10 protein-coding genes are annotated in these 14,668 nt (G+C 72.3%); 7 read left to right on the top strand and 3 right to left on the bottom strand.

The features are described from left to right. Positions 1-20: 20 nt before the first annotated feature. Positions 21-3,623, bottom strand: a complete 3,603-nt coding sequence (locus QSK25_RS33965; RefSeq protein WP_285644408.1) for an ATP-binding protein — start codon at positions 3,621-3,623, stop codon at positions 21-23. A gap of 365 nt (positions 3,624-3,988) precedes the next feature. On the opposite strand from QSK25_RS33965, the gene QSK25_RS33960 reads away from it, so the two are divergent. Beyond that, positions 3,989-4,612 (top strand): response regulator transcription factor, encoded by a 624-nt coding sequence (locus QSK25_RS33960; protein WP_285644407.1) that lies wholly within the window; start codon positions 3,989-3,991, stop codon positions 4,610-4,612. Here the strand turns inward: QSK25_RS33960 and QSK25_RS33955 are convergent. Both QSK25_RS33955 and QSK25_RS33950 read right to left on the bottom strand, forming a co-directional pair. Continuing rightward, positions 4,605-8,264 (bottom strand): ATP-binding protein, encoded by a 3,660-nt coding sequence (locus QSK25_RS33955; protein WP_285644406.1) that lies wholly within the window; start codon positions 8,262-8,264, stop codon positions 4,605-4,607. The two genes, QSK25_RS33960 and QSK25_RS33955, sit on opposite strands and share 8 nt — an antisense overlap. 96 nt (positions 8,265-8,360) lie before the next feature. Next, positions 8,361-8,678 carry a trehalose-phosphatase gene (locus QSK25_RS33950; RefSeq protein ID WP_285644474.1) on the bottom strand — a complete coding sequence of 106 codons (318 nt, stop codon included), beginning with the start codon at positions 8,676-8,678 and terminating at the stop codon, positions 8,361-8,363. Positions 8,679-8,786: 108 nt separating this feature from the next. Between QSK25_RS33950 and QSK25_RS33945 the strand changes: the two genes are divergently transcribed. The 6 genes from QSK25_RS33945 (at position 8,787) to QSK25_RS33920 (ending at position 14,593) form a co-directional block, all read left to right on the top strand. After that, complete coding sequence (locus QSK25_RS33945; protein ID WP_285644403.1) at positions 8,787-9,407, top strand: hypothetical protein; 621 nt, start codon at positions 8,787-8,789, stop codon at positions 9,405-9,407. 174 nt (positions 9,408-9,581) lie between these two features. Continuing rightward, a complete protein-coding gene (locus tag QSK25_RS33940; RefSeq protein WP_285644402.1) occupies positions 9,582-12,353 on the top strand; it encodes an AIR synthase-related protein in 2,772 nt (923 codons plus the stop codon). After that, on the top strand, positions 12,350-13,018 hold the full coding sequence (locus QSK25_RS33935) for a phosphoribosylformylglycinamidine synthase subunit PurQ (RefSeq protein ID WP_285644401.1): 669 nt from the start codon (positions 12,350-12,352) through the stop codon (positions 13,016-13,018). Before QSK25_RS33940 ends, QSK25_RS33935 begins: the two co-directional genes overlap by 4 nt. 174 nt (positions 13,019-13,192) lie before the next feature. Continuing rightward, the gene (locus QSK25_RS33930; RefSeq protein WP_285644399.1) at positions 13,193-13,834 is read left to right on the top strand and encodes a hypothetical protein; all 642 of its coding nucleotides are present in this window, start codon (positions 13,193-13,195) and stop codon (positions 13,832-13,834) included. Then, the gene (locus QSK25_RS33925; RefSeq protein WP_285644398.1) at positions 13,831-14,409 is read left to right on the top strand and encodes a hypothetical protein; all 579 of its coding nucleotides are present in this window, start codon (positions 13,831-13,833) and stop codon (positions 14,407-14,409) included. Before QSK25_RS33930 ends, QSK25_RS33925 begins: the two co-directional genes overlap by 4 nt. Positions 14,410-14,425: 16 nt before the next feature. After that, complete coding sequence (locus tag QSK25_RS33920) at positions 14,426-14,593, top strand: hypothetical protein (RefSeq protein WP_285644396.1); 168 nt, start codon at positions 14,426-14,428, stop codon at positions 14,591-14,593. The last annotated feature ends 75 nt before the right edge of the window (positions 14,594-14,668 follow it).

Raw genomic sequence — 14,668 nt, 5'->3', positions numbered from 1 at the left:
AACAGGGCGGCGAAGTGCGTTCAGGCCGTGTTCGCTTCGCCGGCGCGGTAGGTGTGGCGGTCCAGCACCTGCCGCGTCACGCTCAGCCGCGAGTCCACGCCCAGCTTCTGCAGCAACCGCGAGACGTGCGCCTGCACGGTGTTGCGGGACATGCCGAGCCGGGTCGCGATGTCCGAGTTGGGCCAGCCCGCGGCGACCAGGTCGGCCACGCGGCTCTCCAGGGGGTCGAGCGGCCTGCCGGTCAGGTCGCTGTGCACGCCGATGCGCCAGCGCACGTCGTACGGCTTGAGGCGCGACTCCGTTCTGCGCACGTCCCAGGTCGCGCCCAGCTCGGTGTAGACGGTCATCGCGTCGTACAGGGCCGTCTGCGCCTCGGGCGCGTCGCCCAGGGAGGCGTGCAGGACGGCCAGGTCCTCGGACGCCGTCGCGTACTCGACCTTGCGGCCCACCTCGGCGAGGTGTCGTGTCACGGCCGCCAGTGCCGCCGGGTCCTCCTCGATCAGGGCGCGGCACCAGCGTTCGGCGACCGCTCCGCGCGGGGTGCGGGAGTCGCACGCGGCCAGGGCGGCCGTTGCCACCTCGCGTTCGCCTCGGTCGAGGGCCAGCCTGGTCAGCCGGGGGAGCCACTGGTGGCGCGGGACCAGGCGCGGGTAGTCGGTGCGCAGCAACGGCAGCAGCGCCACCATCGCCTCGTCCGGGCGGCCGCGTTGCTCCGCCGCCACGGAGTGGGCCGTGCGCAGGAAGTCGTCGCGGGCCTCCACCGAGGAACGCGGGTAGTCGGTGGCGGACTTGAGGAACGTCTCGAGCGCCGCGGAGTCGTCGCGGTGCGCGGCGATCAACGCCTTCACGCCGTGCAGCAGGTCGATCGACGTGCGCTGGCGCAGGCCGTAGAACGTGATCTCGGGCCGGTCCTGCACCACGGCGTCCAGTTCGGACAGTGCCTCGTGCCAGGAGCCCAGCCAGTAGTGGTGCACCGCCGCCGGGAGGTGCGGGCCGGTGGACAGGCCGCGGTGGATCACCAGGTGCTGGGCCGCGTCCAACGTCCTCGACGCGGCGCCCAGCCGGTCGAGTTGCTGGAGGGTGAAGACCTTGTCGTCCAGCAGGCAGAGTTCGAGGTCGGCGCCGGCCGGGTCGCCGCCGATCGCCTGCAGCGCCTGGTCGACGTGGGCCAGCGCCTCGACGTGCCTGCCCTGCACGGACGCGATCTCCCAGAGGTTCTCCGAGGCGTGGGCGATGGCGAACGTGTCGGCGGACTCCCTCGCCCGGTCCAGCGCCATGACCGCGGTCTGGTGCGCTGTGTTCGGGTCGTCGAGCGTGCGGCGTTCCACCCTGGCCTGCAACGAGTGGTGCCGCGCCCGCCAGTGCGCCGGGACGGCCGGGTCCGCCGCCACCTGGCGCAGCACCTCGAGCGCGCGGTCGTTCTCGCCCGTCGCGTGGTCCATGTACGCGAGCATCAGGCGCATCTCGGCGGCACGGGTGGGGTCCTCGGTCGTCTTCAGCACCGCGCGGGCCTCGGTGACCGGATGCCGGCCGAGCCAGAACAGCAGCCGGGCGAGGCGGACCGTGAACACCTCGCGGGCGCGGTCGCGGGTGGACGGGCTCGCGACGGCGTACTCGAGCAGTTCGGCGGCGAGCGACGGGTTGCGGCTCGCCAGCGTGTTGGAGTGGGTGAGCAGCCACTGCGTCACCCACGCGTCCACCGGCACGGGACCCGCGAGCAGCTGCTCGGAGATCCGCTCCACGTGCGCGCCCGCGGTGTCGAGCGTTTCGGCGGCCTGCCGGTGCAACGCGATCCGGGCGGTCGCGGGCACGGCCTCGTACAGGACGCGGCGCAGCATCGGGTGCTCGAACGCGAGCCGCCGGCCGGACTCCCTGATCACCCGCCCGGCCGTCGCCTCCTCCACGGCGGGCAGCAGTCCGGACGCCTGTTCGCGCGCGACGGTCGCGAGGTCGTTGAGGCTGAACTCCATGCCGAGCAACGCGGCCCACCGCAGCAGCCGGCGGGTGTTGCCGGAGAGGTGGTCCATCAGGCCGGAGACCACGGCGTCCATCGCGGGCTGCGGCGCGCCGGGCCGCCGGTCGAGGTGGGCGGCACCGCCGCGCAGCACCACCGCGTCGTCGCGGACCAGCGCGTCCACCACCGCCAGCACGACCAGGGGGTTGCCGGCCGCGCAGTCGACGACGGCCAGCAGTTCCGAGCTCGGGTCCGCGCCCACGGCCTGGCGGACCAGCTCCGTCGTCGCGATCTCGTCCAACGGCCCGAGCCGCAGCCGGATCCCGCCGTACGCCGCCACGGCCGTGCGCAACGGGTCCAGCTCCGGGCGGGCCGGGAGCGGCCGGGCGGAACCCACCAGCAGCAACGGCAGGTGCGGCGCCGTCCTCGCGAGGCGCTGCCACACCAGCAGACTCGCGTCGTCGGCCCACTGCAGGTCCTCCAGCACCAGCACGACCGGGCCGCTCTCGCACAGCTCGTGCACGGTCCGGACGAGGTGGTCCACGAGCACGATCAGGTCCTCGGACTCCACCTGCGGCGGCGAGTCGGGCAGCTGCGCGTTCAACGCCTCGGTCACCACGCCCAGCGGGAACCTGTCGTCGGTCTCGTCGCCCGCGTGCCACCGCACCGCGCACCCGAACTCCTGGGCGTCCGCGAGCGCGGCGGCGAGCAACGCCGACTTGCCCGCGCCCGGCTCGCCCTCGACCCAGAGCGCGGTCCCGGTGCCGTGCACGGCGGACTTCAGCGCGTGCCGCACCGCGTCCAGCTCGTCCACCCGGCCCGCGAACGCCTGGGGCGCCTCGGGCAGCAGGGGCGGCACGGGCGCGGTGGACACCGCGAAGCCGCGGCCACGGCCGGAGGTGACGGCCTCGTGGGCCTGCCGCAGCTGCGGGCCCGGTTCGATGCCGAGCTGGTCGACCAGCAGCTCCCTGGCCGCCCGGTACACCGCGAGCGCCTCGTCGTCGCGGCCCGCCCGGTGCAGCGCCGTCATCAGCAACGCGCGGGGCGTCTCCCGCAGCGGGTGCGCGGACGTCAGCGCGAGCAGGTCCTCGATCGCGCCCTCGGTCTCGCCCGAGAAGGCCATGATCTCGGCCCGGCGCTCCAGGGCGTCGAGGTGCAGTTCGGCGAGCCTGCCGCGGTGCCGGGCGGCGAACGGACCCGCGATGCCCGTCAACGCCTCGCCGTGCCACAACTCGAGCGCCTGCTCCAGCGCGGCCAGCGCGGGCGCGGCCTCCCCGGCCGCCCAGAGGTGCCGCGCCTCGTCCCGCAACCGGTCGAACTCGTCCACGTCGAGCGCGGCCGGGTCGAGCCGCAGCGAGTACCCGGAGCCCTCCGAGACGAGCACGCTGCCGGTGGACCACTTGGAGCGGACCGGTTCCAGCGCGCGCCGCAGGCGGGAGACGTAGGTGTAGAGGGAGCTGCCGACGGCGCCCGGTGGTGCGTCGCCCCAGATCGCGTCCACCAGCTCGTCGCGGGACACGACGGTGTTCGCGCGCAACGCCAGCACGGCGAAGAGGGCACGCTGCCTGGCGGATCCGAGCGGCAGTTCGCCGACGCCACGCCAGGCGCACACCTCGCCCAGCAACTGCACCCGCAGCGGAGCGAGTGAGTCGGTCGGCTCCGTTGACATCTGCTCCACTCCGGGCTTGCGATCGCGCAGACGGGCGCGGCTGTCGAGTTTAGACACGGCGGGCGAACGCCGGACGGTTCAGCGCCGGCCGCCAAATGAGATCGTGTCCCAGCTCACCGCGGTCTTGACGAGGCGAGACGGCCGCCCGATAAACGTCGAGATGGGCCATCCGGGTGAACCCGCAGGTCAACCGGTTCCCCGGCGCTCACGGCCGCCGCGGGGGCTCGGGAGGGGCGGCCAAGATCCACACATGACGTGAACAAGTCGTCAAGACGGAACGGCTTCGGCGGCCCCCGTCGTCAAGACTTCATAGAGGTTGCCTCTTCAGACTCGATTTCAGTGATCGAACGTGTGGAGGTTCTGTGATGGCGCAAGTACGCGTCGCCGTGCACAGCACGGACCCCATGGGCTACGTCGGGCTCTCCTACTTCCTCAAGGCGCGGCCCGAGGTGCAGGTCGTCGAGAAGGACGGGCCGAACCCGCCCGACATCATCGTCTTCTCGACGGAGAGGCTGACGTCGGAGGCCATGGGCTGGCTCCGCCAGATCTCGGCGGACCGCAGGGTGCCGATCGTGCTGATGGCGACCGCCCTGACCGACGCCCCGCTGCTCGCCGTCGTCGAGTGCGGTGTGGTGGCGATCCTGCCGCGCACCGCCGTGACGGGGGAGCAGCTGGTCGACAGCATCCAGGCCGCCGCCAACGGCAGCGGCGTGATGCCCAGGGACGTGCTGGGCAAGCTGCTCAAGCGTGTCGAGATGCTCCAGCGCGACGTGCTCGCGCCCAACGGTCTCAACGCGGCGGGGCTCTCACCGCGCGAGATCGACGTCCTGCGGCTGATCGCCGAGGGCTGGGCCACCGACGAGATCGCCAAGGAGCTGCGGTACTCCGAGCGGACCGTCAAGAACGTGATCCACCACGTGACGAACCGCCTCAACCTCCGCAACAGAGCGCACGCCGTGGCTTACGCGATGCGCGCGGGCGTCATCTGACCACGTTGCCGGGCAGGTTCGCGTGCTTCGCGACGAGCGCGCGCGAACGCAGGCCCAGCTTGGTCAGGATGCGCGCCACGTGTGCCTGCACCACCCGGCGCGGCAGCGACAGCCGCACCGCGATGTCCGGATTGGACAGTCCGTTCGCGACGAGGCCGGCGATGCGCCGTTCGACCGCTGTCAGCGCCTCCCAGCCGGTACCCGCACGACCGACCGCCCGGTCGTGCCGGAAGCCGAAGGCACCGAAACGGTCCAGGACCCTCTGGACGTCCCACCGCGCGTCCAGCGCCGTGAGGACGTTCACCGCCTCCGCGAACGCCTTGCGGGCCTCGGCCTGCCGCCCGGCCTTGACGAGCAGCGCCGCGGCCTCCTCCAGCGCCGCGGCCAGCTCGACCGTCCTGCCGACCTCGCGGTAGTGCGCCACCGCGGCGAGCGCCGGTTCCGGGTCGCCGGTCGCGAGCGCCTCGCACCGCAGCAACGCCGTGTGGGCGCGTGCGGGCACGATCTCGCGGTCCGCCTCCAGCTTGGCGACGGCCAGTGCCTCGAAGACCACGTCGTCGGCGCCGGCCTCCTGCGCCAGCTTCAGCACCTCGGGCAGCCACTGGTGCCGCAGCATCAGCTCGGCGTAGGCCGGGTCGAGGACCGGCGCCATGATCTCCAGCGCTCGTTTCCGGTCCCCGTCCCGCACGGCGGCGAGCGAGCGCGCGACCAGCAGGAAGTCGTAGCTCTCGCGTTCGGCCACCGTGGTCACGAGGTGCTCCTCGGCCGCGTCCAGGTGTGCTCGCGCGGCGGCGTTGTCGCCCCGCCGCAACGCGATCAGCGCGGCGACGCCGTGCAGCAACAGCCACGACGGACCGGGGTCGACCAGGCCGCCGTAGTTGATCGCGGGGCCGTCCTCGGTCGCCGCGTCGAGCTCCGTTAGGGCCTGGTCCCAGCGTCCCGTCCAGTAGTGGTGGATCGCGGCGGGCACCTGCGGGCCGGTCGGCAGCCGGTGCACGACCGTCAGTTCGTCCACCTTGCGCAACGCCTCGTCGACCTCGCCCAGCCGGTCGAGGTTCTGCAGCGTGAACATGCGGTTGTCCAGCAGGATCGCGTGCATCGCCGCCATGTCCGTGCGGCCGGCGACGGCGAAGATCGCCTCGTCCACGTGCCGCAGCGCAGCGCGGTGGTCGCGCCGGACCGTGTCCACCAGCCAGCGCGTCTGCAGGGAGTGCGCGATCAGGTAGGCGTCCTTGTTCGCGACGGCCTCCGCGTGCGCCGTCTTCGCGTTCAGCTCGGCGCTGTCGACGTTGGAGATGTCCCGCCCGATGTGCGCCAGCAGCGACTTGTGCCGCAGCCGCCAGATCTCCGGCACCGACGGGTCCGTCTCCACCTCGGTCAGCGCCCGCACGGCCAGGTCGCGCTTGCCCTGCCGCAGCAGGATCGCCGCGAGCATCTGCCGCAGCTCGGTCGAGCGGGTCGGGTCCGTCGAGATCGCGAGCGCCTGCTTGACCTGCGCCTCCGGGTCGCGCACCAGCTTGAACAGCACCCGCACCAGCGCGGTGAGCAGCACCTCGCGGCGCGGGTCGCGCGGGCCTCCGCCCTCGAGCGCCTGCTCCAGCAGGTCCACCGCGATCAACGGCGCCCGCGAGGCGAGTTCGGCGACGTGCACGACGAGCCAGTCGCACACCCACGGCGGCAGGTCGGACGCGGCGGCCACCAGCTGCTCGGCCACCCGGCGCGCGGGTGCCTGCTCGGCGGCCAGCGCCTGGGCGGCCTGCAGGTGCAGCAGTTCGCGCATCGACACGGGCACGGCCTCGTACACGGCCTCGCGCATCACCGGGTGCCGGAACACCAGCCGGGGCGTGGCCTCCGCGAGGACGTTCGCGGTGATCGCGTCCTCGACGGCCTGGGCGACCTCGGCGACGGGTCGTGCCGACAGCGCCGCGATCTGCTCGGTGGTGGCCTCGGCGCCGAGCGCGGCGGCCCAGCGCAGCACCTCGCGGGTGCGGTCGGGCAACGCGTCCCACGTGCGGCGCACGGCGGCGAACAACGTGCGCGGCGCGTCGTCCAGGTGCGACTGGGCGACCTCGGCCGTGCCGCCGGAGACGTCGAGGGCCTGCTCGCGCATCAGTTCGCCGAGCATCTCCCGCAGGTACATCGGGTTGCCGTCGGCGTGCGCGACGAGCCTGCGCAGCCGCGACCCCGGGCGGGCGCCGACGAGCGCGGTGGTCAGCGCGTCGGATTCGGCGTCCGACAACGGCCCGAGCGCCACCACGTCACCACCGGTGGCGGCGACGTGCGCGCGCAGCCCGTCGAGGTCGGCCCGGCCGTGCCGCGATCGCGCCGCCGTGACCAGCAGCAACGGCAGCTGGCGGGTCGCCGTGACGAGCCTGCGCCAGATGTGCACGGACGCCTCGTCGGCCCACTGCAGGTCGTCGATCACCAGCACGGTCGGGGCGCGCGCGGTCATCTCGTCCACCAGCGCGACCGTGTGGTCGGCGACGATCTGGATGGTGTCGTCGTCGCCCGGTGGTTCGCTCGTGTGCTGCCGGCGGCTGAGCTCGCCGCGCTGGGAGCAGGCCCCGACCGGGTCGATGCCCGCGAACTCCATCAGCACCTGCAGCGGGAAGTGCGCGGCGAGCTGGTCCGCGACCGCCCAGCCGACCTGGAACCCGAGCCGCCTGGCTCCCGCGAGCCCGAGCGCGAGCAGTTCGGACTTGCCGATGCCGGGCTCGCCCTCGACGTGGACGGCCCCGCCCGCGCCGGTCGACAGCTCGACGAGGCGTTCGCGCAGGCGTTCGACCTCGGCCTCCCGCCCGACGAACACGTCGGTGGCGCCGCGCGCGGGGACCGGGTCCTCCTGCTCGTCGTCCTGCTCGGGTGCGGCGGTGGGAACGGCCGCGCCGGCCAGCACGGCGGCGTGGGCCTCCAGCAACGCCCGGCCCGGTTCCGCGCCCAGTTCGGTCCGCAGCACCCCGCGCGCCTCCGCGTAGACGTCGAGGGCCTCGGCCTGCCTCCCGGCACGGCTGAGCGCCAGCATCAGCAACGCGTGCAGCGACTCGCGCAACGGGAAGTTCCGCGCCAGCGAGGCCAGTTCGGCGGGCAGGTCGTCCGTCTCGCCGAGCACCAGCCGGTCGCGGGCCCGTGCCTCCACGGCGGACAGACCGCGGTCGGTCCAGCGGCCGCGTTCGTGCTCGGCGTGCGGCCCGGGAACCCCGGTGTACGGGTCGCCGCGGAAGAGCTCGAGCGCCCTGGACCGCTGTTCGACGGCCTCGCGGTGCTCCCCGGCGGCGCTGAGCCGGTCGGCGTGCGCCACCAGGTCGCTGAACTCCACCAGGTCCACCTGGGACGGCGCGACCCGCAGCGTGTAGCCGTTCCTGGCGGAGAACAGGACCTCGCGGCTGTTCTCGACGCCCGCGCCGGTCAGGGCCCTGCGCAGGGCGGAGACGTAGGTGTAGACGCTGCCCGCGGCACTGGCCGGCGCGGTGATCCCCCAGACCCCGGCGATCAGCTCCTCGCGGCTGACGGCCTGCCCGGCGCGCGAGGCGAGCAGGGCGAACACGGCGCGTTGCCGGCTCGGGCCGAGCGGGACCTCGGTGCCGTCGTGGACGACGCGCAACGGGCCCAGCAGCCCGATGCGCAACCGTTGTCCCGCACCAGCTTCCGGCACTCCCGCTCCCTCTGGTCCACACCGCGTCCCGTCACCGCTCGCGGACGGAGGCTAATCGGGTGAGCGCGGTGCTCACCGGGGTGTCTGCCCCGATTGTCACTCCGCGAGGGCCGTACGGGCAAAACCGGAGGACAACCACGCGGTTCGGTGCTCCAGCGACGCCGTGCACGTGGCCACGACCATCGCGATGTCCTCGATCCGGTGCGCCGCAACGGTGTCATCGGCGCCGACGCGGATGCCGACGTCCTTTCCGGAGAGTTGCGCGAACGCCTTCTCGTCCGCGGCGCCGTCACCGGGGAACACCGCCGCGGTGGCGCCCGCTCGGTGCCGCAGCACGTCGAGGGCCCGGCCCTCGTCGGCGGGGACGTTGCGTGCCGGTGCTCGTCGCGGAGCCTGCGAAACACCTGTCTGCACCTTCGGGCGGCTTTGGCCGTGCCGAGCGGGCAGGGTCTCCTCCCGAGGTCACGATCCGCGCTCGAGCCGTGATCGAATCCCGGTGCGGTCGCGGTACTGGAGGCGGATGTGCTGGACGAGCGGACGATCGGCGCCGGCGGCGCGCTGTCGTCGCGGTTGCGCGTGGTGACGATGAGGCTCGCGGCGGCAGGAGCGACCCGGCTGGCCGCGGAGGCGCGCGACCTGCTGTGCGACCACCGCGTCGAGACGTGCATCGAGCTGATCACCGGCCGCGCGGCCGAGGGCCGGATCGGCCTCACCGCGCGGGAGATCAAGGACCTGCGCGGCCTCACCGGTGACGCGGTCGTCGCCGCCCGGCTCGCCCGGCTGACCCCGCTCGCCGGCCAGACGGTCGCGGTCCCGGTGCTGCCGCCGTCCCGGATGCCCACGACGTCGAAGCACGTGCTGGTCGACCGCGCGGCCGCGGAGGCCTGCGCACGGGTGCGGGACGCGGTGAGCCTGCGGGTCGCGTGGCGGGCCGGGCGGTCCCCGGTGCGCGTGCACCTGGTGGAGTTCGCGCGGTCCGCGGCCGACCACGACGTCCTGCTGGCGACCCGGGCCCTGGACCTCGCGCTGGACGAGTGGCGGGTGCCGAACCGGTCGATGGAGTCCTACCGGCCGGGGGACGCGCTGCCGCGCGGGTACGCCGAGCTGGTCTCCCTCGGGGACGAGGTGTGGCGGCGCCGCTGAGCGTCAGGCGGTCGGGTGACGCGCGTCGCCCTCTGTCGATTCGGGCTGGTGGGGGCTGAGCACATAGGGTGCTGCGTGTGTCGCAGTGCGGCCTCGCCCGGTTGGCTGGGTGCTTCCACGAGCGCGGTCGCTGCCGGGGACAATTGCCCGGACCGTTCTGCTCCAGGAGGATTGTTGATCCACAAGTTCTCGGTTCGCTCCGCGGGGGTAGCGGAGCCCGACATCCGTGAGCTCGGCCGATCGTGGGGGCTTGAGGACCTCGAGGTCTGGCGCGACTACTACGTCGAGTTCGAGAGCGCGCCCGACGCCGCCGCGCTCGGGCAGGTGGCGGCGGTGCTGGGCGACCAGCTCGACGTCGAGGTGACGCTCGACGCGCCGCTGGACGCCGGTGCCGTGCAGGTGGCGTACAAGCGCGGGGTGGTCGACAACGAGAGCGACTCCATCGTCACGGTGTGCGGGCTGCTCGGGGTGAAGGCGAAGGCCGGCAAGGTCGCGACCAGCTACAAGTCGGCGGCGCCGCAGCTCAGGGACCTCATCGTCACCAGCAGGTTCAACTCGACGATCGAAGAGCTGCACGTCGAGGAACCGCACTACGACACGCTCGTGCCGCAGGGGCACTACGACCCGGCGGAGCAGTACGACCTGCGCGGTCTCAGCGACGACGAGCTCGCACAGCTCGGCACCGCGGGCGGGCGGAACCTGTCGCTCGTGCAGATGAAGCACGTCCAGCACGTGCAGAACACGCTGAACGACGAGTTCGTCACGGACGTGCTGCTGGAGGCGCTCGACGCCCGGTGGAGCGACCACTGCGCGCACACCACGTGGAAGTCGCTGGGCAGTCTGCTCGGCAGGCTGATCCAGGCGGCGAAGGACGTCGACAACCCGAACGTGCTCAGCATGTTCCACGACAACGCCGGCGTCTGGGACTTCTACGACGGCCACGCGATCGCCATCAAGGCCGAGACGCACAACGGGCCGTCCGCGATCTCCGGCTACTTCGGACAGTTGACCAAGCTCGGCGGCGTGCTGCGCGACATCCTCGGCACGGGGCTGTCCGCGGACCCGATCGGCAGCTTCGAGTACACGGCGGTCGGTGAGCCCGAGGCTCCCGCGCCGATCAAGGGCCGTCCGGACGCGCGCAGGCTCGCGGGCGAGACGATCCGCGCGATCAAGGAGTACGGCAACACCTTCGGCGTGCCGATGATGTCGTCGCGCATGACGTTCCACCCGGCCTACCGCGCCAAGCCGTTCGCGCTCGGCGGCAGCATCGGCCTGCTGCCGGTGGAGGCCGCGCAGCGCGGCACGCCGCGTCCCGGTGACTTCGTCGTGCTCATCGGCGGCCTGACCGGCAACGAGGGCATCCACGGCGCGTCGGCCAGCTCGGCGGGCGCGGTGATGGACACGACGGCCGTGCAGATCGGCGCGCCGCTGGAGCAGGTCAAGTTCCGCAAGGCGCTGATCGAACTGCGCGAGGCGGGCTGCATGAGCGCGCTCACCGACGTCGGTGGCGCCGGCCTGAACAGCGCCGTCGGCGAGATCGGCGAGGCGTGCGGCGTGTGGATCAACACCGCCCTGGTGCCGCTCAAGACCGCCGCGCTGCCGATGTGGCGGATCCTGCTGTCCGAGTCGCAGGAACGCATGCTGCTCGCCGTGCCGCCGGAGCACCAGGCGCGGGCGAAGCAGATCCTCGACCGGCACATGGTGCGCTCGACGGTCATCGGCCGGTTCGCGGACACGGGGCGCTACCACGTGTTCCACGCGCCGGACCTGACCGAGGAGAAGCTGATCGCGGCCGACCCGTTCAGCGTCCCCGCCCACCAGGGCGAACTCGGCTTCGACGTCGCGTACGACCTGCTCGACCTCGAGGTCGAACGGGTCGAGGTCGGCGCGCCGCCGCGCCCGCAGGGCGCCCCCGAGTGGCCGGAACTCGACGCCAAGCAGCTCGCTGACCTGCTCGAACAGGTCGTCTCGGACGCCGAGGTCGCCTCGCAGCACTACGCCGACTCGCAGTACGACTCCACGGTCCAGGGCAACACCTGGTACGGCCCGCACTACGGCACCGAGCAGCCGGTCCGCACCGCCTACTGGGCGGGCACGCCGGTCGACGGCTCGCCCGCCGCGGCCGTGCTGAACACCGCGTTCAACCCGTGGATGTTCGACGCCGACCCGGTCGCCGCCACCCGCCAGATGTTCTGCGCGGCCATCGCGGGCCAGGTGCTCGCGGGTGTGGCCGTCAAGGACGTCTGCATGTGCGACAACTTCTACACCCCGCACCTGTCGGAGAACTGGCGCGAGTGGCTCGTCGGCATGGTCGACGAGCTCGCGGGCCTGGTCCGCCACTTCGGCGTGCCGCTGATCTCGGGCAAGGACTCGTCGGCGGGCTCGGTGCACACCGACGAGGGCCTGGTCAGCGTGCCGCCCGCGGTGTTCCTGAGCGCGCTCGGCAAGGTCCCGCACCGCGACGGCCTGCTGCGCGAGCAGTGGACCGCCCAGGGCAACGTGCTCGTCCAGGTCGGCCTGCGGACCTCGTCCCCGGTCGGCACGGTCGCGGCGCGCAAGCTGGGCCTGCCGGACGGCGGCCTGGACGACCTGGAACTGTCCGAAGTGGACAGCTACCTGACCGCGCTGGCCGGCAGCCGCGAGCTGCTGCTCAGCGGTGCCCGCATCGGCGCCGGCGGCGTCGCGGCCACGCTGGCCCAGGGCGTTCTGGCGAGCGGCATCGGCGTGCGGCTGGAGAACGCGACCACCGAGTCGCTGTTCGCCGAGCACCGCATCGGCGCGGTCGTCGAGGTCGCCCCCGCCGACGTCGCGAAGCTGCCCGCCGAGCTCAACCCCGTCGTCCTCGGCACGCTCGACGGCACGGGCATCGTGCTCGACGGCACCGACCTGTTCACCCCGGCCGCGCGCGACGGCTGGCTCAACTCGTTCACGGCGAGGATCGCATGAAGCCGACCGTCAACGTCCTGTACCTGCCCGGCACCAACTGCCAGGAGGAGACCGTCCGCGCGTTCGCCGAGGTGGGCGCCGAGCCGAGGATGAGGTTCGCGGCCGACCTGCTCGCGGGCACCGACCGCCTCGACGACGCCGACATCCTCTGCATCCCCGGCGGGTTCTCCTTCGGCGACCACCTCGGTGGCGGCGCGGTGGCGGCGGCGTTGCTGCGCAGCCACCTCGCCGACCAGTTCGAGGCGGCCCGCTCCCGCCCGCTGCTCGGCATCTGCAACGGGTTCCAGATCGCGGTGCGCGGCGGCTGCTTCGGCAAGGTGGGCCTCAAGGTCAACACCGCCGGCACGTTCCGCAACGAGGAGAACCAGCGGCACGTCGTCGAGACCGGCAACGACAGCCCGTGGCTCGCGGGTCTGGCCGGCCAGACGCTGACCTTCCCGTGCGCGCACGGCGAGGGCCGCTTCGACCCGGGCAGCGAGACCGAGGGCTACCGCGTCGCGCTGCGCTACGAGAAGGGCACCAACCCGGACGGCTCGTTCGACGACATCGCCGGCATCACCAGCGCCGACGGTCTGTCGTTCGGCCTGATGGACCACCCGGAGCGGGCGATGGACCGCGAGACCCGGCTGGCGTTCTTCGAGAACGGCGTGCGCGCCGTCCGCTAGACCGCGTGCTGCCACAACGGCCGGTGCTCACGAATCCGTGAGCACCGGCCGTTTCTCGTTGCTGGGCCAGGCGGGTGATCGGGGTAACGGATCTCCGGCCTCCTCCGAATGAACGTGGCATCAGCGAACATCGGCGCGGGAGGTAGTTGTGGGAGACACCGTCAAGTGCGGCAAGTGCGGCACCGTCAAGATCCCGAACGGCACGTGCGTGGGGTGCGGGAGCTGACGCCGTTGCCGTCCAAGACCTACGACGCGAGCCGCATCGACTGGGAAGGGCTGCGGCAGCTCGCCCGGCGTGTTGCACGCGAGACGAAAGTGGCCCGCCAGAAGCACTCCGTCACCGTGAAGGTGACGAAGACCCGTGAAGTACGGGGAGGGTTCCTCAACCTCGCCAGGCGAACCGAGACCTACGAGGTGCCCGAGGTCAGGACCACGACCGACGACTACTGGGTGCTCGAACGCCGCTTCTGGAAGAAGGACGAGAAGGGCTCCGGGAGCATGGCGGACGAGACGACGAAAGCGTCGATCCTCTATTGCCTCGGCACCGACGGGTCGCTGTTCGTGAGGGTGGAGCAGGAAGAGGAGGTCATGCCGAAGAACGGGAGGTTCTTCGTGTACCGGGACGAGCCGAGCGTCAACCCGATGACCGAGGCCGACGTGCTGCTGCTCGACTTCGAACCCAAGCACCACTCGGACGGGGGCAGGATCTCGGTCGTCACGAACCGGGAACCGGACAAGCGACGTCCCAGGGGCTCGGTGAAGGGCGCGGGGCTCACGGCGGCGCTGACGAGGTTGCTGGCAGGCAGGTCGTCGTGACCCGTTACGACGACTCGGCGCTGGACGTGGCGCGACTGCGGCGGTTCGCGGAACGGGTCGCGAGGGAGACTCGTGTGCCGCCGCGTCCGGAGATCACCCGGAGAGTGACCAAGTCGGTGCCTTCGACCGAGACGAGAAGGGCCGGGTTCCTCGGGCTGCGGACGGAGACGGTCACCACGACGAAGTCGGTGCAGGTGGCCGAACCCGTGCTCGGACCGCACTGGGTCCTGCGCCAGACCCACCACCACATCGAGTCCCACGACCGCGGCAAGGAAGTGGAGTACCACGAGCAGAACTACTGGGTGCTGTGCACCGACGGCAGCCTCTGGACGGTCTGGGTGTGGGAGGAGTTCACGGGGTGGTCCGACGGCACGAAGCGCCTGGAGAACGACAGCACGGCGGAGCCGATGACGGAGGACAAGATCCTCCGGCTCGACTTCGACGACAGGTACCGAGAAGAACGTGAACACGGCCGCGGTACGAAGTTCTGGGGCAACCGCGAGCCCGGCAGACGTGTCCACCACGCCAAGGGGGTCGGCCTTTCCAAGGCTCTCAAGACCCTTCTCGGTGACTGAACCAACAGGAGGTCTCATGGACTACAGCCAGCCCCCGAACCTGGTCGGGAGCCCTCCCGCCCACGAGGACAAGAAGTTCGCGGAAGAGCAGGAGAGACTCCGCCGACGACGGGAGGAGGAGCGCAAGAAGGCGATGGACGCCGACCTCCGCCTGCGCTCCCAGCAGACCCAGCAGGTCGACTGAGCACTGGTGCCGGCCCCACCGCGAGAGCGGGGGCCGGCACCATGTCCCCGCCACGATCACCACGGCAGGTTGGTG

This window comes from Lentzea sp. NBRC 102530 (assembly GCF_030269365.1).
GTDB lineage: Bacteria > Actinomycetota > Actinomycetes > Mycobacteriales > Pseudonocardiaceae > Lentzea.
This window is presented reverse-complemented; position numbering and strand designations above follow the sequence as displayed.

Bases quoted from the DNA above. Each gene is read 5' to 3' on its own strand.
- QSK25_RS33920 (WP_285644396.1), top strand. From the start codon at position 14,426: ATGGACTACAGCCAGCCCCCGAACCTGGTCGGGAGCCCTCCCGCCCAC.
- QSK25_RS33960 (WP_285644407.1), top strand. From the start codon at position 3,989: ATGGCGCAAGTACGCGTCGCCGTGCACAGCACGGACCCCATGGGCTAC.
- QSK25_RS33965 (WP_285644408.1), bottom strand. From the start codon at position 3,623: ATGTCAACGGAGCCGACCGACTCACTCGCTCCGCTGCGGGTGCAGTTG.
- QSK25_RS33935 (WP_285644401.1), top strand. From the start codon at position 12,350: ATGAAGCCGACCGTCAACGTCCTGTACCTGCCCGGCACCAACTGCCAG.